This is a genomic window from Leifsonia sp. C5G2, assembly GCF_013359685.1.
Taxonomy (GTDB): domain Bacteria; phylum Actinomycetota; class Actinomycetes; order Actinomycetales; family Microbacteriaceae; genus Leifsonia.
Genome location: NZ_JABFMV010000020.1, coordinates 24,553 through 44,068 on the forward strand (window position 1 = coordinate 24,553; position 19,516 = coordinate 44,068).

Annotated in this window: 29 protein-coding genes; 6 read left to right on the top strand and 23 right to left on the bottom strand. The window is 65.7% G+C overall.

What is annotated here, in order from left to right:
- Nucleotides 1-324 precede the first annotated feature (324 nt).
- Nucleotides 325-432, top strand: coding sequence for an SHOCT domain-containing protein (locus HNO83_RS20895; protein WP_175339087.1), 108 nt, complete (start codon nucleotides 325-327; stop codon nucleotides 430-432).
- Between the two features lie 204 nt (nucleotides 433-636).
- Here HNO83_RS20895 and HNO83_RS18790 read toward each other — a convergent pair whose 3' ends face one another.
- The 5 genes from HNO83_RS18790 to HNO83_RS18810 all read right to left on the bottom strand — a co-directional run bounded on the left by HNO83_RS18790 (nucleotide 637) and on the right by HNO83_RS18810 (nucleotide 4,182).
- Nucleotides 637-1,242, bottom strand: a complete 606-nt coding sequence (locus tag HNO83_RS18790) for a TlpA family protein disulfide reductase (RefSeq protein ID WP_175339060.1) — start codon at nucleotides 1,240-1,242, stop codon at nucleotides 637-639.
- Between the two features lie 31 nt (nucleotides 1,243-1,273).
- The gene (locus HNO83_RS18795; protein ID WP_175339061.1) at nucleotides 1,274-1,789 is read right to left on the bottom strand and encodes a MauE/DoxX family redox-associated membrane protein; all 516 of its coding nucleotides are present in this window, start codon (nucleotides 1,787-1,789) and stop codon (nucleotides 1,274-1,276) included.
- Nucleotides 1,790-1,827: 38 nt separating this feature from the next.
- Entirely contained in the window at nucleotides 1,828-2,661 is an 834-nt protein-coding gene (locus HNO83_RS18800) for an SDH family Clp fold serine proteinase (protein WP_175339062.1), read from the bottom strand.
- A gap of 133 nt (nucleotides 2,662-2,794) precedes the next feature.
- Nucleotides 2,795-3,823 (bottom strand): MvdC/MvdD family ATP grasp protein, encoded by a 1,029-nt coding sequence (locus HNO83_RS18805; RefSeq protein WP_175339063.1) that lies wholly within the window; start codon nucleotides 3,821-3,823, stop codon nucleotides 2,795-2,797.
- Between the two features lie 110 nt (nucleotides 3,824-3,933).
- A complete protein-coding gene (locus HNO83_RS18810; RefSeq protein ID WP_175339064.1) occupies nucleotides 3,934-4,182 on the bottom strand; it encodes a hypothetical protein in 249 nt (82 codons plus the stop codon).
- A 650-nt stretch (nucleotides 4,183-4,832) separates the two neighbouring features.
- Here HNO83_RS18810 and HNO83_RS18815 point away from each other — a divergent pair.
- Entirely contained in the window at nucleotides 4,833-5,300 is a 468-nt protein-coding gene (locus HNO83_RS18815; RefSeq protein WP_175339065.1) for a hypothetical protein, read from the top strand.
- Between the two features lie 122 nt (nucleotides 5,301-5,422).
- On the opposite strand, the gene HNO83_RS18820 is transcribed toward HNO83_RS18815, so the two are convergent.
- Complete coding sequence (locus tag HNO83_RS18820) at nucleotides 5,423-5,836, bottom strand: hypothetical protein (protein ID WP_175339066.1); 414 nt, start codon at nucleotides 5,834-5,836, stop codon at nucleotides 5,423-5,425.
- A gap of 863 nt (nucleotides 5,837-6,699) precedes the next feature.
- Here HNO83_RS18820 and HNO83_RS18825 point away from each other — a divergent pair.
- On the top strand, nucleotides 6,700-7,188 hold the full coding sequence (locus HNO83_RS18825) for a hypothetical protein (protein WP_175339067.1): 489 nt from the start codon (nucleotides 6,700-6,702) through the stop codon (nucleotides 7,186-7,188).
- A gap of 55 nt (nucleotides 7,189-7,243) precedes the next feature.
- Nucleotides 7,244-7,516, top strand: coding sequence for a hypothetical protein (locus HNO83_RS18830; protein ID WP_175339068.1), 273 nt, complete (start codon nucleotides 7,244-7,246; stop codon nucleotides 7,514-7,516).
- A gap of 5 nt (nucleotides 7,517-7,521) precedes the next feature.
- Here the strand turns inward: HNO83_RS18830 and HNO83_RS18835 are convergent, their stop codons facing one another.
- Nucleotides 7,522-7,866, bottom strand: coding sequence for a hypothetical protein (locus HNO83_RS18835; protein WP_175339069.1), 345 nt, complete (start codon nucleotides 7,864-7,866; stop codon nucleotides 7,522-7,524).
- Nucleotides 7,867-7,910: 44 nt separating this feature from the next.
- On the opposite strand from HNO83_RS18835, the gene HNO83_RS18840 reads away from it, so the two are divergent.
- Nucleotides 7,911-8,237 (top strand): hypothetical protein, encoded by a 327-nt coding sequence (locus HNO83_RS18840; protein WP_175339070.1) that lies wholly within the window; start codon nucleotides 7,911-7,913, stop codon nucleotides 8,235-8,237.
- Here HNO83_RS18840 and HNO83_RS18845 read toward each other — a convergent pair.
- The 15 genes from HNO83_RS18845 to HNO83_RS18915 all read right to left on the bottom strand — a co-directional run bounded on the left by HNO83_RS18845 (nucleotide 8,234) and on the right by HNO83_RS18915 (nucleotide 17,795).
- On the bottom strand, nucleotides 8,234-8,761 hold the full coding sequence (locus tag HNO83_RS18845) for a hypothetical protein (protein ID WP_175339071.1): 528 nt from the start codon (nucleotides 8,759-8,761) through the stop codon (nucleotides 8,234-8,236). The genes HNO83_RS18840 and HNO83_RS18845 overlap by 4 nt on opposite strands.
- Nucleotides 8,758-9,099 (bottom strand): MarR family transcriptional regulator, encoded by a 342-nt coding sequence (locus HNO83_RS18850; protein WP_175339072.1) that lies wholly within the window; start codon nucleotides 9,097-9,099, stop codon nucleotides 8,758-8,760. Before HNO83_RS18850 ends, HNO83_RS18845 begins: the two co-directional genes overlap by 4 nt.
- Nucleotides 9,099-9,848 (bottom strand): hypothetical protein, encoded by a 750-nt coding sequence (locus HNO83_RS18855; RefSeq protein ID WP_175339073.1) that lies wholly within the window; start codon nucleotides 9,846-9,848, stop codon nucleotides 9,099-9,101. Before HNO83_RS18855 ends, HNO83_RS18850 begins: the two co-directional genes overlap by 1 nt.
- Before the next feature lie 38 nt (nucleotides 9,849-9,886).
- On the bottom strand, nucleotides 9,887-10,309 hold the full coding sequence (locus tag HNO83_RS18860; RefSeq protein ID WP_175339074.1) for a ParB family protein: 423 nt from the start codon (nucleotides 10,307-10,309) through the stop codon (nucleotides 9,887-9,889).
- The gene (locus tag HNO83_RS18865; protein WP_349627311.1) at nucleotides 10,306-11,103 is read right to left on the bottom strand and encodes a ParA family protein; all 798 of its coding nucleotides are present in this window, start codon (nucleotides 11,101-11,103) and stop codon (nucleotides 10,306-10,308) included. Before HNO83_RS18865 ends, HNO83_RS18860 begins: the two co-directional genes overlap by 4 nt.
- A 118-nt stretch (nucleotides 11,104-11,221) precedes the next feature.
- Nucleotides 11,222-11,608: a single-stranded DNA-binding protein gene (locus HNO83_RS18870; RefSeq protein ID WP_175339075.1), complete on the bottom strand. Its 387-nt coding sequence runs from the start codon at nucleotides 11,606-11,608 to the stop codon at nucleotides 11,222-11,224.
- A gap of 65 nt (nucleotides 11,609-11,673) precedes the next feature.
- Nucleotides 11,674-11,910, bottom strand: coding sequence for a hypothetical protein (locus HNO83_RS18875; protein WP_175339076.1), 237 nt, complete (start codon nucleotides 11,908-11,910; stop codon nucleotides 11,674-11,676).
- 156 nt (nucleotides 11,911-12,066) lie between these two features.
- Nucleotides 12,067-12,348, bottom strand: a complete 282-nt coding sequence (locus HNO83_RS18880) for a hypothetical protein (RefSeq protein WP_175339036.1) — start codon at nucleotides 12,346-12,348, stop codon at nucleotides 12,067-12,069.
- Nucleotides 12,349-12,662: 314 nt separating this feature from the next.
- Nucleotides 12,663-12,872 carry a hypothetical protein gene (locus tag HNO83_RS18885; RefSeq protein ID WP_175339077.1) on the bottom strand — a complete coding sequence of 70 codons (210 nt, stop codon included), beginning with the start codon at nucleotides 12,870-12,872 and terminating at the stop codon, nucleotides 12,663-12,665.
- Nucleotides 12,873-12,898: 26 nt separating this feature from the next.
- Nucleotides 12,899-13,516, bottom strand: coding sequence for a DUF6349 family protein (locus HNO83_RS18890; RefSeq protein ID WP_175339078.1), 618 nt, complete (start codon nucleotides 13,514-13,516; stop codon nucleotides 12,899-12,901).
- 29 nt (nucleotides 13,517-13,545) lie between these two features.
- Entirely contained in the window at nucleotides 13,546-14,517 is a 972-nt protein-coding gene (locus HNO83_RS18895) for an ArdC-like ssDNA-binding domain-containing protein (protein ID WP_349627313.1), read from the bottom strand.
- A 236-nt stretch (nucleotides 14,518-14,753) separates the two neighbouring features.
- Nucleotides 14,754-15,053, bottom strand: coding sequence for a hypothetical protein (locus tag HNO83_RS18900; protein WP_175339079.1), 300 nt, complete (start codon nucleotides 15,051-15,053; stop codon nucleotides 14,754-14,756).
- 21 nt (nucleotides 15,054-15,074) lie between these two features.
- The gene (locus HNO83_RS18905) at nucleotides 15,075-16,964 is read right to left on the bottom strand and encodes a hypothetical protein (protein ID WP_175339080.1); all 1,890 of its coding nucleotides are present in this window, start codon (nucleotides 16,962-16,964) and stop codon (nucleotides 15,075-15,077) included.
- Nucleotides 16,965-17,213: 249 nt separating this feature from the next.
- Nucleotides 17,214-17,450 (bottom strand): hypothetical protein, encoded by a 237-nt coding sequence (locus HNO83_RS18910; protein ID WP_175339081.1) that lies wholly within the window; start codon nucleotides 17,448-17,450, stop codon nucleotides 17,214-17,216.
- A gap of 57 nt (nucleotides 17,451-17,507) precedes the next feature.
- Nucleotides 17,508-17,795, bottom strand: coding sequence for an FHA domain-containing protein (locus HNO83_RS18915; RefSeq protein ID WP_175339082.1), 288 nt, complete (start codon nucleotides 17,793-17,795; stop codon nucleotides 17,508-17,510).
- Between the two features lie 68 nt (nucleotides 17,796-17,863).
- Between HNO83_RS18915 and HNO83_RS18920 the strand changes: the two genes are divergently transcribed.
- The gene (locus HNO83_RS18920; RefSeq protein WP_175339083.1) at nucleotides 17,864-18,379 is read left to right on the top strand and encodes a hypothetical protein; all 516 of its coding nucleotides are present in this window, start codon (nucleotides 17,864-17,866) and stop codon (nucleotides 18,377-18,379) included.
- A 23-nt stretch (nucleotides 18,380-18,402) separates the two neighbouring features.
- Here HNO83_RS18920 and HNO83_RS18925 read toward each other — a convergent pair.
- Nucleotides 18,403-19,516 (bottom strand): MinD/ParA family ATP-binding protein (locus HNO83_RS18925; RefSeq protein WP_175339084.1); only part of this gene is annotated, 1,114 nt, incomplete at its 5' end.

Genomic DNA, 19,516 nt, shown 5'->3' on the forward strand with positions numbered 1-19,516 from the left:
ATGAGCGCGAAAGTTCTCACATCTGAGCTCAGCGAGCCTCGTACTGAACACGGTTCGCGCGGGAATCTGCTGCTGATTATCGGCGCCGCCAGTGCAATTTTCGGAACGGTCACCTTTCTCATACAGGCCGACCATGCCGGCATTGCCGAGGTCCGCGCTTCTCAATTCGACCCTGCCGCGGCCTCAGCCGTCGCAGACGCGAGACTTTGGATGTGTGGGGGGATCCTATTAGCTGCCGTGGGGCTCTGCCTGGCGGGTGGGTCTCTCGCTACCCGGGTGCTCCGGGGGCGCAAGCACAGGTCAACACGTCACGGCGCGAGCCCGATGCCACCGCGATTCGCGCGCCACCTCCGCAAGCTGGCATCTCTCCACGCCGAAGGGATTCTCACCGATGCAGAGTACGAGCAGGGCAAGCGAAAACTGCTCGAATAGGGCCGCGATCGAAGATCGACATTCCTGCGCTCGGCGCTGCGGCTAGAACGGCCGTTTCGTTACACGACAAAGCTCGGACTTTGGGAATTAGCTCGGCGGCGTGTCTGCTTGCTGTGAGCACATCACCAAGAAGCGACGCGGCCTTGCGCCTCAAGAGTCCGTCGGTACCCGGGAACGAAGAGTTTCGCATGACCTGGTGCCGCGTCAACCGGCGGGTTGTGCCCAAGGGAGGAGGGGCTGGGAGGCCTTCCATCGACGAGTCAAACTGAGCCAGTCTGGTTCGACGAGAAGGGAGCGGGCGGCGACGTTCCGAGTTTCGTCGAGGAGAACAAAGTATGGGTTGGAGCTGCCCGGGTTGTAATCCAGCAGGAACGTAGAGTCTGGAATCGGGATCAAGACCGGAAGGTCCACGCTCACTTTGTCCTCCCTGGCGATCGTCGACAGCCATTCGCGCGTTGTCCGAGTATCTTCATTGCTCACCAGAACAATGTCTGTGTGGCTGCCGGAGGAAGCGAGCGAACTCAGCCTGCCTAGTTCTGGTAGTTCGCTTCGACACGCACCACAAGAGGGCGAGACGAAAACTAGTGCGGTGGCGCGCTGAAGATCTTCGAGCGCTATCTCGGTTCCGCCTATGGTCCGGGCGCGGAACGGTGGAGCGGGGCGTCCGACGGGCAGCTGTGTGTCCGCTGAGCGGCGCCGCCGCAAGTCGATTTGACGATGTAAGTAGACCGATACGCGTAGCAACATGAAGAGGTTCAAGCCCAGGAGGACGAGTACAGCGAGAAGGGTGATCAAGTAGACATCGCTCATTTCGTGCCCTTTTTCCGATCTAAGTGGCCAGTCAGATGCCGCGCACTATGACACGGCCGACGTCGCGGAGGTTGATGATTAGGACCGTGGAGACGGCTGCGAGCCCTCCTCCTAGTAGTAGGTATTCCAAAGTCATCGAGAGCTGCCATTGGAGTGCGTCCCCGAGAGGGAGGCCCGTCACGCATAGGCCGATGAGCAAGACGTTTCGAGAGACGTCCCATGGAGAGACGGCCCGATCGCTGGGACCGAAACAGTTGCAGATCACAGCCTGTCGCCGGATCAAGACCGTGCTAATCGCCGCTGTGTATACCAACAGAGAGCAAATGGCCAATATGAACCCGCCGACAGCGGCCGCGCCGCCAGCCATAAGCAGCAAGACGACCAGCACTTCGCTAGATAGCACCGCGACGGCTAGCGGGGTGACCGCGGCAGGTCTCACGAGGGAGAAAGAGCGTATAGCTGCCTTGAAACTCCGGAATGCTGTGGCCTTGCTTAAAGCTGACACCGCGAAAAGCATCATTGTGGTTAGGGCTACGTAGTCGTACAAGAAATCAGTCAATTGTTCGCTCCCACCGGTCGTTAGAATCACAGATCGCAGTCGGGAACGATGTCCCACTTGATGAAGCCCTCCGGCGTACCGTCCGGGCCGGGCACAAGATGTTGCCGCCTCACCGCAGTGAAGTGCGGCGCAAGAATGACTCCGGTGGGCTGGCTGGTGAAAGCGAGCATGCCGGGTGCCTCCGCGAACGCTGCTCGTGCTGACTGCCAGGCCGCCCAGACCTCGCTCTCCTCTTCGCTTGTGAGGCGAGCAACGTTGAGCCCGATGGCTGCTGCCTCGTCCCAAGTGATTGGGTACTCGTGCGCATCGCGGGAGCAAAGGAATTCCACGATTCGTCGGCGCTTCCTCATTGGTCCAGGGACCTGATAAGCGAGGAAATCGAGGGCAGTCGATCGGACGAAGTTGCTCGCCCGATGGGCTGCACCGATGGATGGCAGGAACACCTGCTTCGAGAGGCGTTCGACTGCGCGAGCGTTGAATCGATACCCGCGGAGTCCAAACCAACTCTGCAAGGCCGGCTGAATCGCTTCGATATCGGCGGCGCTGAGTAGTCCACTGTCGCTCCCGTTGCTGCCCGATAGGTGTGCGTCTATCGGACCGATTTCGGACATCGACCCCATACCGATGCAGCGCGCGCCTAAACAGATCAGGCTCGCGGCTGACGCGGCCCGGAATGGTATGACTACGTCGTAGCTGTCGAAGTACTCGCGTAGAAGATGGACGATCTTGCGCGCGACAGCCACCGAGCCACCCTTGCTCGAAAGGACGACGTAGATCTCCTTGCCCCCGCCGTGACGGCGGAGCGCTTCGTAGACATGGCGCTCGAGGTCTTCGTCGAGGAAGCCATCGATGTACATCACAGGGGCTTTCCACTTGCCACCGAGTGATCGAAGGAGCTGGTGTGTGCGAGAAAGCACTGCTCGCTCGTGAGGTGCCGGATCGGGCTCATGCGTGGCCTCGAGTGCCTTGCTAGCGTGGGTGCCCATGGCGCGACTAACCGTTCGCCCCGCGGGCAAGGCAGGATGCTAGGGCGCTTGTCATTCGAAGCTCCGGGACGAGCTTCTCAACCCAGATGAAGTTGCCATTCGGGTTGTTCTCCAAGAACACGTAGCGACCGTCCGGGGTCTTGACGATGTCCATCGTGCTGAAGTTGAGGCCGTAACTTCTCACGAAATTGATGCAGCGTTCTTGAACGTCGTCCGGCAACGTGCCGCGGGAATATCTAATCTCTAGGCCGCCGTTGGCCCAGTCTCGCCAATCCACGCTCGTTGACTCGCGGTCCTGCGAGTGAATTTCACCCACGAAGATGTCGTCTCCGATGACCGTCACCCGCAACTCCACGTCTTTTTCGATGTACTCCTGGAACAAGCCGGGTGAAAGACGGACCCCGTCGATCGCTTCGAGCTCCGCTTCTCCGATGAGGGTGGTCAGTGTGTGTCTTTGGTCGACGGCGGCTTCCGGATGCTTCTCGCTGGTGGCTGTCAATCCAAGGCCCGGCTCCGAGAGGACCTTGTAGACCATCCGTCCGGGACACGCTGCGTAGAAGGCTCGGACAACGTCTGGATCCGACGTGATCGTGGTCGCAGGAGTCTCCAGCCCAAATCGCGCCGCACGGTCCAGTTGCTCAATCTTCAGGCTTGCCCGCCTGTTGTCCTCTGGGCGGTTCATCCAGTACGAGTCGAGGAGGGCCCACGTACCGGCGAAGGCCTGATCGAGTTCCGCCTTGACGAACTCCCGCTGTTGCTCGGGCCATCCATCCGGAATGCCGTAGTAGTTCCGCGGCCGCCTCCACCAGACAGACGTTATGTTCGACAAGCTGCGGAGAAGCGTCTGATCGGAATGCAACGAAGCGTCCCAGGACGATCGCCCGCCGCCGAGTGAGACGGTGATCGAGCCGTCCAAAGGCAAGGCGTCAGCGTTCACCTCCCGAACCTCCACGTGCATGTCACGCAGTTCGTGCACGACGTCGTGGGTGTGCGGGTCGCCGGTCGAGCTGACGACGACTACGACTGGACTCGACATAGATGATCTATCCCCCTTGATAGCCAGAAATCTGAGCGAAACAGTAGAGGCTAGTGCGGGCGGAGTCTTCAGGCTCCGCCCGCACTATCCCCGACTGGTTCTGTCGAGAGTTAGTAGTAGTCGCACCGGTAGAGGCCGCCACCCAGTGAGCTACACCCGCTCTGCACGCAGGTCATCGAGCTACCCGCGTAGTAGGCGTCGCAGTACCCACAGGTGCCGATGGCGTCGTGGGTGCAGTAGGCCTCGGTGGCCATCGCTGGACCAGCGGCTTTCCAGGGCTCCATAGCCTTGAGCGGCTTTGAGACCGCGAAGGCGAACGGCTCCAATATGGTCCGCTCTTCGTTCAAGATAACCGTCATTTTGATCATCCTTCCGTCATGCGCAGCTTCCTTACTGCGCCAGTAGACGGGAAGGTATACCCGGCAAATTCTCGACGTCAAGAACCGGTTTTCTGGTCCGCTGCTCTCGCGCTCACATCTGGCCCGAGCACGCCGCGTAAAGCTTCACTTGGGTGCGAAGCGCTTGGTCCGCTTCGTAAAGTCCAACTATTCGGTCATGGGGCGGGGCCGGGATACGTCGGATCTCGGGTAAGGAGTTTGTTGACGCTATAGCACGGACGTTCGAGGCTACTGCCTGTTCACCGGCTTGTAGGACCTGGATCTCATGCCGAGAAGGGGTTGGCCACTCTGGACGCTGCAGGGCTCGCAGGACTTCCTGGGCGGCGCCCGCCGCTTGTCGAGCAGCGGTGTTGATCGCCGCGACGTTATTCGACCGGAAGGCGGTATCGAGCCGCTGCAATGACTGCATTTGCAAGCACCACCCCTGTGCGTACTGTTGCCTCGCCGAGCCATCGAATCTCTGAGAGCAGCCCGATACTGTCGCGATGAGGATCACGACGGTACAAGCAAGCAGAACTGCGTTTGGGACGCGCAAAATGGGCCTCGGCAAATTTGAAAACAGGCGCTAGTATCCGAGCACACGCATTCAGCTTGCGCAAGGAGGCCAAGGAATGTTCAGGGGGAACAAGGTTCCGCGCATCGATCGCGACAAGAAGGCTGGCGGTATCTCCGCTGCCACCTTCGGAGATTCGGTGGGGTCGCATTTTCTCCTTGGGTCGTTGGACCAAGCGCTCACGGTGGCGACGGAGTGTGAAGCGCTGCTCGACTCGATCAACCACACCCCCGAGGCCACACGCCCCGATGCTAGGGCCGCCCTCCGGCTGCGAGTAAAGCTGGCCGATCTGGAACACGCACTTGATGACGTGACGTGCAGGCCCGAGGACGAGCCGATAAGAGAAGAAGCAAAAAACGCAGTCTCGTTCTACGAGCTGATGCTGAAGTACTCAGTCGAGGCCTGGTACTCACACCTATCGCGCGATGACATTCGCATTCGGCGGTCCGAGGCACCATCGGTGCTCGAGAATCTTGGTCGCTTGCGCGAGGAACTGGCTCAGTCACTCGACGAGGTCCCCGCATAGCTCTCGCTCAAGCGGGCGTGCCTAAGTGACCGCGGACGGCTTGGCGTCGGCACGAGCATGTCGGGCTCTGGACCAACGCCGTCCGACGAATCGGCTACGAGACCGACCAGGAGAGCTGACCTCTACGGGTAGACGTAGAACTCGTGAGGCTCGCCGGCTTGCACCGAGAGCGAACCGCCCGGACCATTGCTGTCGACCGTGAGCTTGTAGGGCACCCCGGACCCGTGGTTTCGTCCGGCGCACACGCATTGGCATGTCCACGCGGTGTCCGGCCTGCCCTTCCAGCAAGCCTCGACACATTTCTCGACCCCGCCGTACTGGATGACCTTTACTCGCCGCCTGTAATGTGCGGCGAGTCCGAGGATGACGGCGTTCGTGTGGGTTCGCGCGACGGTCCAAAGCCCACGACCCTCATACTTCACCTGGCCTCGACGAGACGCATCGATCATGTCGTCGAGGATCGCGTAGCCGCGACCGTTCCCCTCGTACGGCATGTTTCGAATCTCGGTCCGCTTGCCGTTCGATCTGATGGTCACTGTCACATCCCCCATGCCCCCGAGCGTAGAGTGTCCTGAGGCGGAGTGAGAATCTGGGGCGCCAGCATCAGACCGATGTCACTGGGGAGGGCGATGCCGGAGGATTATCGAGAGCACTTTTCGTGCCGTCTTGCCTCGCGGGCCTGTATTGAATGCGGCGACCCAGACGACCGGAAGGATGGCGAGCAGAGCCAAAGCGGGTGTCACCCAGCCCGTGTACGTGGCGATGTCGTGCATCGCGTCTCCCAACTAGCGCGACGCCCAGGATGAGGCGCTGATGGTTGACGTTCGGTGCGTTGATCGGGGTAAAAGGCGTGTGAGTGCGGCCGGAGGCTGGAGCCACGATCGGTCTCCTGGGGACGTGTAGCTCAGTCCTCGGCTGTACTCGCCTACTCGCTTGCAGCGCTCTCGGCGCTCCTAGCGAAATCAAGCCGGCCCCGCCGGTCTTGACGTTCGTACACACCATCCGGGCGTTTCGCCGTGGATGGCGCCTTGCGGGCGTTGCGCTCGCTCCGCTCAGGCGTTTCGCCCAAACGTCTCCGCTCCTTGCTTTTCGCCAGGTGCGTATTTGCCCATGTCGGGCCCCGGGTTACCGCCCCGGTTGGCGTGTGCCCATGTCGGGCCCTGTCCGACCCCGTTTCGGCGTCGGTCTGCTCCCGTGCGGGTGCAGAGCCAGTATGTGGATACTAGCAACAGCGTCGATAACACGAATGTCTGCTGTTGGCGTGTCGGCCAGTACGGGCACAAGCGGGGTAGCGCGCCCCGGGACGCATCCAGCCAAGGAGGTCGACCGGAAACGATCGTTTCCGGGACATTAGTGCGGACGTGTTTCTCAGCAATTCCCGACAGCTAGAGTGACGGCGATGGCTCAGAGAAAAGCTCACCAACGCGGGAACCCGGCAGCTCGGGGGCCGGCCTCGAACAAGCCCGGTAAGCGCCGGCCGCAGGGGTACCGGCTGAGCGAGCGCACCATCCAACGATGGACGCGCGGGCTGATCTACGCGATGCTCATCGGCTTCGCGATCGGCGGCGTCATCGCGCTCGTCGGCGTCATCATCAACAACAACGACCTGCCTCCGCTAGGGCTCGGCCTCGCTGTGCTCTGGGCGCTTGTCATCCTCCTGATTGCCGCCTTCATGGGCGGCCAAGCTCTCGGCCGGTTCGGCGGCATCCTCGGGCTCGCCCTCATCGCCGGCATCGTCTTCGGCCTCACCGGAGACTTGATCGCCCCGTGGGTGCACTGGGCCGGTCTCGCCGTGGCCGTCCTCGCGGGGATCGGCTTCTTCATCATGGGTATCTGGCGGCGTGTGCCCATCTGGTTCGGTGGCAGCAACGACGGTCCCCCTCGCTGACCACAGGTCCCAGGCCGCCTCCCCACGGCCGGAGGGCGTGTGAGAGGGTCGATGCATGAGCGAACAACCAGAAGCGAACCCCGCCCTGCGGGACGCGCTGCTGATCGCCCGGCAGCAGTGGCAGCTCAACGAGATACGCCAGCTCGTGCGCAGCTTCGCCCGCAGCGGCACCTCTACAGCGCCGCCGGAGGCGTACGCCTACCTCGAACTGATGGTGGATGCGATCGTGGACGACCCGGAACGGGTGATGACGCTCAACGCGGACGTGAGCCGGCTACTCAACGACGGCGGCTCGACCTTCCATCCAGGCGGCAGCCAGGCCGGCTGAGAGCTTCACGGCAGTAGGCGCGGCTTCCCACTCCGGGGATCGAGGCCGGCCGCCCATCGCTGGCGCTGCTCCTCCGGCGTCACGATCTGCCCGTCCGGCCCTGTGACCGGCGCAAGGAACTTCGGCACGCCCAGCTCTCCTTCAGCGGCTGCCTGCGCCGCCGCGAGGGTGTCGTAGTAGCCCAGCGGCCACCGCTCTGCGCGTTTCAGCACCCAATGGTCGACGCGGTACATCATCAGCGTTTCACCCGTGAGCTTGTTCACGGCCGGCCCGTGGTGGATGAGGAAGCGCGGTTGTATCGCGTCGTCGAGCACGAGCCAGTCGCTCTCCCCTACCCGAATCGTTCTCACGAATCTATTCGAACATACTTTCGAATCTCTGGTCTAATGGACTCATGGGAACGAACCACCGGTACCCGGAGATGGGGCTCGGTCGAGGCATCGAGGAGATTCTGATCCGCGCGCAGCCGGTGAGCTTGACAGATGCGGAGCTCGACGTCGAGCACCATCCCGTCTATCGGCCGGCGGAGCCGCGGCCGGTGCGGGCGTGGGTGCGTTTCCCGGAGACGGTGATCCGGCCCGAGTGCGAGGCGATCGCCTGGACGGACCGAGCGGTGCAGGTCCGTTGGACGTCGGTCAACGGCATCGTGCGCACCGCCTGGGTGTGGCGTGGTGCGATCGAGGAAGGTTGGGACCGGCCGCCCATTCCTCCCCGCCGCTAGCTCTCAGCGCGGCGCGCTGTTGCTTGCGCTTCGAGCCGTTCGCGGGCCTCTGCGATGAGCCGGCCCAGCTGGAACATGCTGACGATGGTCTCGGGGTTGCCGTGGTTCTCCTCGTCGACGAGGGTCACTTGAAGCGGGTTCTCGTCCTCGGAGCGGTCGTCGACGACGGCGCGGATCGTGATGGCGTCGATATCCGCAAGGAGGGCATCACGCCGGACAAGAGCGAACGCCGCCCCGTCGACGGCCACAGTGCCGTCCTGGCGTCGCTGGAATGTGGTTGCCGTGGTGGCCGTTGGGGGCAGATACCAGAGCAAGTCATCGCCCAGCTCGGAGCCGGCCGGCAGCCCCATCTTGGCCAGGAAAAGACGGGTGTAAGTGGGAGCGAGCTTGCTCGTCTCCTGCGCCAACCACTCGGAGCGGAGTTCTTCTTGCTCCGCCGCTTCCTGCGCCCGCTTGGCCTCAATCTCGGCTAACTCGTTGCGGTACTTGGAAAGGGCGGCGTCCGCCAGTCGTGAGTTCGTCATGCTCGTTTCCTCTCGTCCTCGCCTCTCTCGTAGAAGTCTCGGAGTGCAGTCAGGTCCGACACAAAGTCGGGCCGATGGGCGGTGAAGTGATCGGGGTGCCCGTGTTCCCCGGTGCCCTCGTCGACAGCTACGTATCGCAGCGTCACGAGGTCGGCCAGCGCCGTGGAAACAGCGGGGTTCGAAAGACCGGTGCCGTCCGTGATATCGCGGCGGGTAGCGTCCGGGTGATCGAACAGGTAGGCCAGCGCGGTCCGATGCGGACGACGTTCGAGTACGTGCAGCGCGGCCGCTGCCGGCGTCAGCGGCTTTCCGTTGGTCGGGTCGATGCGCTCGGCCATCAGCGCGACTGGCGGGCGCGCTCGGTATAGGTCAGGCCGGTACGGCGCAGCGCGTCGGCCGGCGTGCCCTCGCTGTAGTCGGGTGCATCCCCCGTCATTGGCAACGGCGCGTGGATGCGCGCGTACTCGTGCACCTGGTCGGTGAAGGCATCCCACGTTGGGATCTCACCCACCGGAGTGGTGACCAGCTCGACGTCGCATGTGATCCCACGCTCAGTCAGATAGCGACGAGCTGCCGTGAGATACGCCTCGGCGTACGCGGCCAGGTCGCGCGCGAACAGCGCTTCCACGTCGTCTACGAGTTGTTGCGCCGCCGTGGCCTGCTCCTCGGTCATTCCCTCGGTGAATGTGGCTTCTGCGGCCGCGTCGCGCTCGTCGTCGTAGAGGTCGCCTAGACCGAAGTCGTAGAACGCATCCTCCGCGTCGAAGGGCAGCCGCACGGGCTCGGTGCGGTAGCGCAGCAGCTCCGCATCGTCACCGCCCGCGGTGCTGTGGACGATCTGGCGCACGTAGTCGGCTTCCCATGATCCGGGCCGGCCGGCCAGCAGCTCCTCAACGCCGCCAAGGTTGGCGGCAACGGCTGTGAGGACGTAGGTGGCGATTTCTCCGAAGTCGACGGGCTCGACGGTGGCCTGCTCGGTGCCGGCGCCGCGCACACGCGTCTGACGCGCGGCCGCGGTGAGCGCGGCGATCGCGTCGGCTACCGGGTTGGGCTCGGCGGCCTCGACCGCCTGCAGTGTGGTGCTCATCGTGTAGTCCTTTCGGATCGATACTCGAGGACGGCGGCCTACAGGTTGGCCGCGGCGGCCCCTTGGGGCAGCTCGCGGGCTCCAACGGGCGGGAACGGCTGCCCGTTGTTGTACTTGGCTTCCAGGCGCTCGACCTCGGCCATGACGGCCTTGTGGATGAACTGCGAGAGGTTGCGGCTGCCCTCGGTGGTCATCGTGTAGAGGATCGCACCACGCACCCGGTCGGTGTCGGCGGGGTCTTGGTAGAACGACACCTTCGCCCGTGACTTGGGCTCGCGCGGCGCGGGCTTCGCGGCAGCGCGCTCGGCCTCTTGGTCCCGGCGGGTCTGCTCTACCTGGTCGGCGTCCTCGTGCTGTTCCCGCGTCCATCCGGTGGCGTCGACGGCGGCCGGCGCGGCCGCGGGCGGCGTGATGGGGCTCGATCCGGCGAGGCTGGATTTCCGTGGTGCTGGTCGGTTCATGATGCGGCTCCTTCGATCGCAGTCAGGTGGTCGGCGTAGATGGCTCCGAGTTCTGTCGCTTCGGAGCCTCCCCACTCGTCGAGGCCGCGGGCGGCCTCGGCCGCGTCGGAAATGACGACGCGCTTGGGGACAACGGGTGAGAGCATGCGCAGCCCTCGGGTTGTGATGGCCTGTTCCAGCTCGTCCAGCCATGTACGGCCGCTGACGGTCTTTTCCTCGTGTCTGTTGACGATGACGCCCGCGACGCTCAGTCGGGGGTTGTAGTAGGCTCTGACGTTCTCGATCGTGTCGAGGAGCTGGCCTAGTCCGTTGGCGCTGAACAGCTTGGATTCGGTGACGATCACGACGGCGTCGGCGGCCGTCAGGCTGTTGATGGTGAGCTGGTCAAGGCTGGGCGCACAGTCAATGAGGATCAGGTCGTAGTCGTCGATGACGCTGGCCAGGGCCTCGCGCAGGCGGCCCTCTCGGCCTGCTCCTGCGATCACGAGTTCGTCGCGCACGTAGCCGAGCGTGACGCCGCTGGTTGGCACGACGTCGAGGCCCGGCCAGACGCCGGGAACGATGACGTCGCGGATGGTCTCAGGTGCGCGCGAGCTGAGCGCGTCGGCAAGGCCGGCCTGGTCCTCCCCTACGTCCTCGGCCGCGGCGATCGTCGTCAGGTTGCCTTGCGGGTCGTTGTCGACGGCGAGCACGCGCCGGCCTGCGCGCACCGCGGCGCGCGCCAGGTGAAACGTGGTCGTGGACTTGCCGACGCCGCCCTTCTGGTTGCAGAGGGCGAAGATTCGAGCGGTCACGTTGGTTACCTCCAATGGGTCTAATAGTACTGTTACCGTCACGCAATGCGGGTGCGTTGTCCGCGCGTGGCGTGACATGGCCGGGGAGCTGTCGGGCAGCTCCCCGGCCATGCTCGGCTCAGAACGGGGTTTCGTCGTTGGTGTCGACGGCGGCGGTCGCGCGCTGCACGGTGACGCTCTGTCCCCGCAGGCTCACTCCGATTTCGTCGGCTCGGACCTCGTGCTGAAGCCGACTGCCCTGCTCGCCCTTGTACTCGGTGATGCGGTAGCTGCCGGAGAAGGTCACGCGGATGTTTCCGCCCGTCTCGGCCGCGTCCACGAGGTTCTGCGCCTGGTTGCCGCTCACGGCGACGTCGTAGGCGGTCGCGGGTCCATCGCTGTACGAACCATCCGACTGTCGGATGCGATCGCTCACGATGACGCGGGCGTAGGTGTACGGGCCGTGCTCCCCCTCCCGGAGCGTCGGCGTCTCGGCCAGGTTTCCAGTGCGAGTGATGTAGCTCATTTCGATTCCTCCCAGAATGATGGTGACTCTAACAGTACTGTTGGGGTTTATAGAGTTGCAATGATCTAGTAGCGCTCGACCTCCATCTCTCGACCGTCCATCTGGGACGGGTACAGCACCCACTCGATGCCGCTGGCGGGGTTCGGGCTCTCAACCCGCACACCGCGCACGGGTGAACCGAACTCGATCGGCCCCAGCTCGTCCGTAACGCGCAGCGGCGTGGAGTACACCCGGCCGCCGTGGCTGAGAATGCGGTCCCCGATCCGCAGGTCTGCGAGTCGAGTAACGATGATCTTGGACATGGCTTCTCCTATGGAGTGATCTAACGGTAATAGTACTGTTAGGGTCGTTAGGGCTATTTGGGGTTCTGCTGGTTCGTACCGGCGGATGGTGACCGGACCGCTACGCGGCCCTACCGTCTACATCTAATAGTACTATTACCAGCGTTGGAGGTCAAGTCACTGGCAGCTATCACACTGCAAGGCTTCCATCGGGTCGACCGGCACCACGTACTCCGCCACCGGAGCGCGGTAGTGGTCATCGCCCTCGTCGTCACCTTCGGCGTGCGCCTCGATCCACATGTCCGCGCTGGCGGGCTCTCCGATCGCTCGAAGCATCCCCGCCAGGGCCTCAACCTCTCCGCAGCTCAGTTGTGGTCCCACGTCGCCCGCCAGGTCTCCGGCCGAGAACACCGCCGCGAATCGAGTGACGTCGCTGGTGTTGGTAATGAGTGTGCTCATCGCTTCTCTCCCTCTCCCTCATGTTTTTTTGCCGGGAAGGCACGTAGTGCCGTTCAGGGAGAGCGGTTGGAGTGCAACCCGAAAGGGCAGCGGGGGAGAGAATTTCCGCGCGAAATAAGGGAGCTTGCGACCGCGTGCGGAAAGTCTCGGCGGAGCTGGCTCCCGGAGGGAGCTTGCGCGGAGGCCGCCGACCGTAGAATGCCGCAGGCTTCCCGGCAAAAAGACAGGGGCCGAAGGCCGTACAGTCGGCCGGCTCCGTCCGGCCGTCCGTTGTCGGCGCCGGCTCCGTCCGACGCCGACCGCTCTGGACGGGTTCAGTCGATACCGGGGCCGAAGTTGTCGGCCCAGCATTGCGGGTGGATGCCGGACCGGATCAGCTCGCGTTCCGCGGCTGGTCTTGTGGGTGCAGCGTCCTGAATCAGCGCGCCCGCGCGCAGTGCGGCGGCTTCTTCTGCGGTGAGCTCGACGACGCTGCTCTGGTGACAGAACATGCATGCGGGGGTGGTGTGCGCCTCGGTGGTCATTGAGTCCTCCAATAGTGGTGTTGGGGTTAGTCGGCGGCGAGGTCGTAGCCGCCGAGCGGGGAACGGCCCGGGACGTGGCGGCGTCCGTGCTCGCCGCGCTCGGTGAGGATCGGCGCGCCGGGCCGCTGCCAAGCGGCCGGATACGTGGCAGCGACCCACGCGGCGACGGCCGCGATCCGCTGCTTGTTCTCGAAGCGGGCCAGCTTGCGCGGCAGGATCGGCAGCTCGCGCCAGCCGGGGAGCGCGTGATCGTGCCACGCCTCAACGGCGGCGTTCTCGTTGTCGGTGATCACGTGCCAGGCGCAGCGGGGGCAGTTCGCCTGATACCGGCCGCCGCCGGGCAGTGGAGCGGCGCTGTGGTCGTGGTCGGCCTCCCGGCACCAGGCGTCCGCGGTGAACATGTGCAGCTCGTGACCCTCGGTAAGGGTCGGGCCGCCGCCGTAGTGCGCGGAGTGCCACATGTGGCTACGGGGGATGCAGCCGAAGTGCCCGTGTTCGGCGCAATAGCGCTCGAACGCGGCGACGAGGGCGGCGGGTTCGTAGTAGTCGGTCGTGTACGTGAGGGGCGCGCCATCCCAGGGGGTGGCGGCGACCGCCTCGCGCTCGAATTCGGCCAGGTCGAACAGGGTCGGCTCACCGGTCATTTCGATTACCTCCAACAGTACTATTAGGGTCAGACGGTGGCGGGCTCGGGTGCGGGCTCGGTGAGCGCGTCCGCGAGGGTGTGGGCGGCTCGAAGCACGTTCGCCGCGGTGGCCTTGATGGTGTCGGCGTCGCAGTTGCTCCACCCGGCGACGTATCCGACGCTGTAGGCGCTGGTGTCCAGTCCGAGAATGCCGGCGACGACGTAGGCGACGCTCTCGGCCTCGGTTTCCTTCACGCCGCGGTGCTCGATGTACTCGGCGTGATCTTCCTCCGCGTGCAGGATCGCGTGTGCTGCCTCGTGCAGGGCGGTCTTGGCTGCCTGGGCGGCGGCGAGGTTCGCGTCGATGACGATGCGTCGGGCCTCGGGGTCGGTGTAGCCGTTGGCGGTTCCCGCGATGGGCTCGCGCTCGACTGTCCAGCCGGTGCCGGTGAGGTAGTCGGCGGTGGCGGCGAAGATGCCGCGTGCGTCGTCTCCGGTGAGGGGGCGCGCAATGTCGGCGGGGTCGCCAGCTTCTTCGTCGATGAGGTCGGTCTGTCCCATGTCGAACACGGAGACGGGGAAGAACCGGACGCGGCGCTGTTCTTCTTCCTCGCCGGTTCGCTCGTTCTCGACAGTCTCGCGAATCTCGCGGCCGCCGAAGATGCGGATGCCGCGCTCGCCCTTGCGCACCTGGCGGTTGAGCTTCTGCCAGGTCCGGTATCCGGCGACGTGGGTCGCCTCGGGACGCTGGGCGAAGATCAGGAGGAGGTTTCCCAGGCTGTAGCGGTGGAACGACTGGGCGAAGTTGAGGAACCGCGCCCATGCCTCGGACTCGCGCAGCGCCTCGACCTGTTCCGCGATCGTCGCTTGCAGCTCCTCGGCCTCGGCGCGACGCTCCTCGGGGCTCTTGGTGCTGGTGATCTTGCGGGCCATCTCGCTACCTCCGGTGACGGTATTAGTACTATTAGGGCCACTCAGACCCCCCTCACGTTTTCTTGCCGTGAAGGCACGTAGTGCCATTCAGGGCAGAGGAGGGAGTGCAACCCGGAGGGCGGTGGGGGAGAGAGTTTTCGGCCGAAATAAGGAGCGCAGCGACGCGGCCGAAAAGTCTCGGAGGAGCCGGCGGCGAAGCCGCTTGCGCGGACGACGAGGCCCGTAGAATGCCGCAGGCTTCACGGCAAGAAAACGAGCGCCGCAGGCGCGAGAAGCAGCCGGCCGCGTGCGGCCGTCCACTGATGTTCTGCTCGACCGGTCGGTTAAGGGCGGCCGGTCGTCACGTACCGCATCACCGAAGCGCGATCGGGGAGTGTCATGCGCTCCCACTTGTCGTGCGCGATGCTGCCAGTGCCATTGCGCCAGTGCGGGGTCCGCAGCTCGAACTGTCCGCCGCCGATGGCTTGGATGCTGAAACGCGTCCGGTGGTCGCCTCGGGTCCACTCATCGAAGAAGAAGTCGGCGTCGGTGTCGCCGTCCTCGATCGCCTTCCTCCGGGATTGCCACCCATTGGCGCGCATAAAGATGTCGAGGATCTCGTCGTACGGTTCCGACTCGTCCATATGTCGAGGTTATCCGGGGCGTCAGGCCGTTTGGAGGTCGAGCGAGTCGCGCGCGTCGGCGCTGCTAGCGCGGTCGATCGAGTTCCAGGGACGCCGGGCGACGCCGTTGCGTTCGTGCTCGACCTCGCGTCGAGCTGCGCGCCAGTCGAGGCGGCCGTCAGGCCGGCGCGGATGGGGGCCGTACGCGTGGGTGCCGTCGTCGGGGTAGAGGGCGAGCTGCCCGCGGCCGGGTCGGCGGTTGGGGCTGGTGCGTCGCGGGGCGCGCATCCATGTCTCCTCGGCTTGCCACCACGCCCATAGCTCGCGCTCGACCGCGTAGCGGGCGGCGCGCTCCTGCAGTCGACCGTCGACGTCGACCTGAATAGCGGCGGCTCGACGGTAATCCACCGATCGGCGTCGCCACCCGTCACGGTTGTGCACGAGGACGCCGGCACGGGTGAGCCGGTCGAGGGTCGGGCGCACCTGGTCGACGGTGCATCCAGCGGAGTGGGCGATGGCGTCGACAGGCTGAGGCTCACTCGTGGTGCGGGCGTAGATGTTTCCAGCGTGGAAGCCGATGCCCGGTCCCAGCGTGAAGAGGTCGTGTGCGGCATCCGCGGTTCTCTCCGTAAGGGCAGTGAGGAGGATGAATCGCTCAGCGGACCCTGCCCCTGCGGGGCGCGGGTCCGCTTGTGACCGACTTGTAGATGCAGGGCTGGGGATAACCGACTGGGGGTCGATGGTCCAGTGCGCGGCGTGGGGGCCATCGGCCGCGCGGGCCTGCTCGATCCATCCATCTGCGGCAAGCCGTAGGAGGGCCGTTCTGGCCGTCTCCCGGCCGATCCCGGCCAACAGGGCGAGCCGGCGGGTATCGGCCTCCAGAGAGGCGCTGAGGGCTTTCAGGGCGAGCATGCACAGGACGTCGAGCACGCGGCGGTCGGCTGGGCCGCCACGGTGGGCCCAGCGGCCGGCGGCCGCATCCGCTCGTGCCTGGATGTGGCGGACGTGGGCGGCGATCGCGTCGGCGCGGGCGTCGAAGGTGGGGTCGTCTCCGACCTGGCGGTCGGTGGTGGCGACGAATCGGACGGCTTTGTCCCACTGCCGCCGCAGCACGTGTGCAGCGCCTCCGCGGCCACGTGGGCGTCGCTGTAGGCGGTCGCGCTCGGTGCGGACGTGCTCTAGGCCGGGGGCTTCGTCGACGAGCGCAGCGACGTCGGCGTGACGCCACCTGGCGGCCGCGGCGCCGACGAGGATGCGCCAGAGGACAGCGGAGGCGTCGCCGGAGGCGGCGTCCTCGCGAAGTGCAGCGGCGCTGCCTGCTGTGAGCTCGCGGCGCGGGCCGGGCAGGTAGAGCCGGCCGTGTTCGTCGACGGGGATCGGGCGCTTGGGGTCGATGCGTCCGGCAGGCTCAGCGCCGTTGCTGAGCTTGGCCAGGGCCTCGACGAGGCCACGCACCTGCGCCGCCGTGGTGGTGGGAGCGGTGAGCGTGCCGAGGTCGCCGCGCAACACCGTCGAGCGGCCGCCGTGGCGGTGCGGGGCACCTGGTGGCCGCAGGCAGCCGGTCTGTGGGTTGGTCAGGGGAACGATGTCGAGTGTGGGGCACTCGTTCCGCAGGAAGTGCGCGAGGGTGGCGATCGTGTCGGCGTCGACTCTCTCGGAGAGAGCGGCCCAGACGTGGCGGCCGTGTGAGGGGCCGGACTCGCAGACGACGTGTTGAATGCCGGCGTCCGTGAGGAGGCCGGCGATCACTTCGGCGTCACGAGCTGCCGCGGCCGCGGCATCCGGCGTCTTGGCGTCCAGGTCGAAGCCGAGGAAGCGGAAGCGTCCGCTGGCGTCGGCCAGGTACATGGCCCACGGGCGTGCGGGCTCTTTGCCGTCGACGCGGCGGTGGGCCGGGTAGCGGTTCTGAACGTCGCCGTAGGCGTCTGCCACAGCGACGCGCACGCTCGGGCGGGGGCTAATGGTGCGCGTGAGCAGCCACGACGCGCCCTGAGCGTCGCTGTATGCATAATCCGCCGACAGCGTTATGATTGCACCAACTTTCAAGTGTTGCAGGTACGACAAGGCCCCGGCCTCGTCAGCCGGATTCTTGGAATGAGCCCGATCTGTTCCCGTCGCCAAACAGTTCCAGATCAGGCACTTAGCTTCGGCCCCCGTCTCGTAGAGGCGGGGGCTCGCTCGTTAAGCGGCCGGTATAGGCAGCTCCTCACGCTGGGGGCGCGGAGACGCGATCGTGGGGAGCGCGCCTTCCGTGTCTTCGATCTGGGTAATGAGCGCCTCCAAGTAGTAGGCGATCGAGACGCCGCTGCGGGCGGCGGCTTCCTGCACAGCGGCTCGCGCGTGCGGTGCGACGCGGCCCTGCAGGAGCACGGTGGGCGATCCTTCCGCGCGACGCGCGCGTGTCCTGATTGCGCTCATGCCGCCAGCCTGGATTAACGTATGCATTCTCGGGCGTAGGTGGGCGGCGTGTCGTAATCACCGTTCTACCCTTTCGATCGTGCATACGACGTCGCCCATGCGCAGGCTGGTGCCGGGCTCGATCGTGTAGGGCACGCCGGCCTCGAATCGGCGGGGCGGGTCGGTCTGCGTCTCGATGCCGTTGCCGCTGTGGTAGTCGGTGACGACGATTCGGCCCTCGTCGTCGACGTCGACGAGGGCGTGTGTGCGTGAGAGCATTCGCTCGGGGCTCTCGACCGTGATCGGCTTGCGATCGCCCACGGCGACGGGATGGCGGCCGAGCACGACGCTTTCGCTGGTGTCCACGGGCTACTCGGTGGCCGAGCGACCCGCGGCCGTGTCGCGGGCGGGGGAGTGGGCTTGGCCATCACTGTGTGGTCCAGCTCCTCGACGGGGACCATGACGGCGCGCACGACGGGCAGCTCCTCGACGGTGGTCGCGGCGTCGGGTACGACGGCCTTGACGTCGATCGGGTCGGCTTCGACGCGGTGAGGCTCCGGCGTCTTGCACTGGACGCACACCGCTTCGGTGACCGGTTGGAGTCGCCGGCAGATGCGGCATCGTCCTTCGTGGACGGTGAGCCCGTCCGCGGGCGGGATGGTGCCGGAGGCATCGAGGAGCTGCACGATGCCTTCAGGCCGCACGCCGAGCGTCCACGTCTGGCTGCTGTCCTTGACAGTGAGGCGCACCGGCCGGTGCAGGCGGATGGCGATCGCCACGCATCGGGCGATCATGCCGGTGCGCAGCTCCTCGACGCTCGCGGCCTCGCAGGGCCGCTCAGTGCCGTTGATCGTGATGCTGCCGATGTAGGTCGGCCGCCCGTCTCCGAGCTGGTCGCTGGCACCGTAGATGCTGGCGACGACTTTGGGCCAGTCCGCGACGGCTTCTGATGGGCGGAGGGCCTGTGTGGCGCTCATAGCCCGCGGGCGACGGCGGCCGCGGCCGCCAGCCACTTCCGTTGCGTGGTGGGTCGGAGAGCGCCGTAGTGCAGCACGCCGTCGACCATTGCCTGGTCGAAGGGGATCGTGACGGCTTCGCGAGTGATTTCGCGGTAGCCGGCCGCGACGCGCTGCATGTCGGCCGGGGTGGCCTTGGGGTCGGCCTGGGTGACGATCACCACGGCGTTGTCGGCCAGGCTGGCCGATCGCTCGTCGCGATCGGCCAGCGCTTCCAGGAGAAGCGCGCCGGCCTCGGCGTGGTCGTCTCGGGTGGTGGTGGCCACCACGAGCTGGTCGGCGTGGTCGATCATCCGCCGCCACATCGGATCGGATTCGTCGTTGCCGGAGTCGATGAAGATCAGCCGGTAGTACTTGCTGGCGACGGCATGGATGGCGTCGACGTCCTCGGGCTCGATGCGCTGCTCCTGGGCGAGCGCCATCGGCTTGGAGCGGAGCACGTCGAAGCGGTCGCGGGTCTGGTGGTGCACGTAGTGGGCCAGGTCCGCGGACTGGGCGCTGGTGCTCAGGAGTCGATCGACCTGGGGCAACAACTCGAGCAGGGTCGACTCGTGCGGCCCCTGCTCGGTCCGCCAGCCGAGCGTGCCTCGGGTCTGGTTGTTGTCCCAGGCGAGCACGCCCGCGCCGCCGTAGCGGGCGAACACGCCTGAGAGGAGCACAGTGCTGGGAGTCTTGCCAGCGCCGCCCTTGCCGTTCACGATCGCGATCGTGCGCGGGCCGGGCCAGTGCTGGGAGACGGCGAGCACGTCGGCGCGCTCTGCGCGCTCCTCCTCGCTGGGGCTCATGCGGATACCGGCCCGCGTTGCCAGGCCTCGCCACCCGGTGGTGGCCGGCTCCTCGATCTGCTCCCTGACAAGGAACGACTGGCGCATGGCTCGACGTGTCGGAAGATCCGCACCCGGCGCGGCAGCGGCGCTGGCGGTGGCGGTGACCCATGAGCCCGGACCGGCCGGAGACGACGGCGACGGCTCGGCGGCCTTCGGCTCGGCGGGGGCCGGTTCCGCGGCCGCGGGCTCGGGGGCCTGCGGCCGCGCTTCGCGACTGTCGTCCTCGGTCACGGTCTGGTCCGCG

Bases quoted from the DNA above. Each gene is read 5' to 3' on its own strand.
- HNO83_RS18850 (WP_175339072.1), bottom strand. From the start codon at position 9,099: ATGGCCGAGCGCATCGACCCGACCAACGGAAAGCCGCTGACGCCGGCA.
- HNO83_RS18910 (WP_175339081.1), bottom strand. From the start codon at position 17,450: ATGAGCGCAATCAGGACACGCGCGCGTCGCGCGGAAGGATCGCCCACC.
- HNO83_RS18845 (WP_175339071.1), bottom strand. From the start codon at position 8,761: ATGACGAACTCACGACTGGCGGACGCCGCCCTTTCCAAGTACCGCAAC.
- HNO83_RS18825 (WP_175339067.1), top strand. From the start codon at position 6,700: ATGGCTCAGAGAAAAGCTCACCAACGCGGGAACCCGGCAGCTCGGGGG.
- HNO83_RS18880 (WP_175339036.1), bottom strand. From the start codon at position 12,348: ATGAGCACACTCATTACCAACACCAGCGACGTCACTCGATTCGCGGCG.
- HNO83_RS18875 (WP_175339076.1), bottom strand. From the start codon at position 11,910: ATGTCCAAGATCATCGTTACTCGACTCGCAGACCTGCGGATCGGGGAC.
- HNO83_RS18900 (WP_175339079.1), bottom strand. From the start codon at position 15,053: ATGGACGAGTCGGAACCGTACGACGAGATCCTCGACATCTTTATGCGC.
- HNO83_RS18855 (WP_175339073.1), bottom strand. From the start codon at position 9,848: ATGAGCACCACACTGCAGGCGGTCGAGGCCGCCGAGCCCAACCCGGTA.
- HNO83_RS18870 (WP_175339075.1), bottom strand. From the start codon at position 11,608: ATGAGCTACATCACTCGCACTGGAAACCTGGCCGAGACGCCGACGCTC.
- HNO83_RS18860 (WP_175339074.1), bottom strand. From the start codon at position 10,309: ATGAACCGACCAGCACCACGGAAATCCAGCCTCGCCGGATCGAGCCCC.
- HNO83_RS18830 (WP_175339068.1), top strand. From the start codon at position 7,244: ATGAGCGAACAACCAGAAGCGAACCCCGCCCTGCGGGACGCGCTGCTG.
- HNO83_RS18895 (WP_349627313.1), bottom strand. From the start codon at position 14,517: ATGGCACTACGTGCCTTCACGGCAAGAAAACGTGAGGGGGGTCTGAGT.
- HNO83_RS18790 (WP_175339060.1), bottom strand. From the start codon at position 1,242: ATGAGCGATGTCTACTTGATCACCCTTCTCGCTGTACTCGTCCTCCTG.
- HNO83_RS18810 (WP_175339064.1), bottom strand. From the start codon at position 4,182: ATGACGGTTATCTTGAACGAAGAGCGGACCATATTGGAGCCGTTCGCC.
- HNO83_RS18840 (WP_175339070.1), top strand. From the start codon at position 7,911: ATGGGAACGAACCACCGGTACCCGGAGATGGGGCTCGGTCGAGGCATC.
- HNO83_RS20895 (WP_175339087.1), top strand. From the start codon at position 325: ATGCCACCGCGATTCGCGCGCCACCTCCGCAAGCTGGCATCTCTCCAC.
- HNO83_RS18885 (WP_175339077.1), bottom strand. From the start codon at position 12,872: ATGACCACCGAGGCGCACACCACCCCCGCATGCATGTTCTGTCACCAG.
- HNO83_RS18805 (WP_175339063.1), bottom strand. From the start codon at position 3,823: ATGTCGAGTCCAGTCGTAGTCGTCGTCAGCTCGACCGGCGACCCGCAC.
- HNO83_RS18815 (WP_175339065.1), top strand. From the start codon at position 4,833: ATGTTCAGGGGGAACAAGGTTCCGCGCATCGATCGCGACAAGAAGGCT.
- HNO83_RS18890 (WP_175339078.1), bottom strand. From the start codon at position 13,516: ATGACCGGTGAGCCGACCCTGTTCGACCTGGCCGAATTCGAGCGCGAG.